This window comes from Pseudonocardia sp. EV170527-09 (assembly GCF_008369905.1).
Taxonomy (GTDB): domain Bacteria; phylum Actinomycetota; class Actinomycetes; order Mycobacteriales; family Pseudonocardiaceae; genus Pseudonocardia.
The window spans coordinates 1-269 of sequence record NZ_VRMC01000476.1; the positions used below are offsets into that span (position 1 = coordinate 1).

A 269-nucleotide genomic window follows, 5' to 3' on the forward strand; every position below is an offset into this window, starting at 1 on the left:
AGCCGGATCGGCGCGGTGACCGCCAAACTGGTGTGGGACCGCGAGTCTGCGATCGGCGGCACGGGCCGGCCCACGGTGGTGGCCACGTCGTTTGTTGGGACGTTGGGCACCCGCCTGGAGCTGGCTCCACCGGCGGACCCTGAGTACAAGGGCATGGTTGAACGCAACAACAGGTTCTTTGAGACCTCGTTCCTGCCAGGCAGGGTGTTCGGTTCGCCGGCCGATTTCAACACCCAGTTCGAGGCGTGGCTGACCGAGCACGCCAACAC

At 65.8% G+C, this 269-nt stretch carries 1 pseudogene; it reads left to right on the forward strand.

The annotated features are described in order from the left end of the window. Positions 1 to 269, forward strand: a pseudogene (locus tag FVA95_RS29865) (IS21 family transposase); the annotation flags it as partial.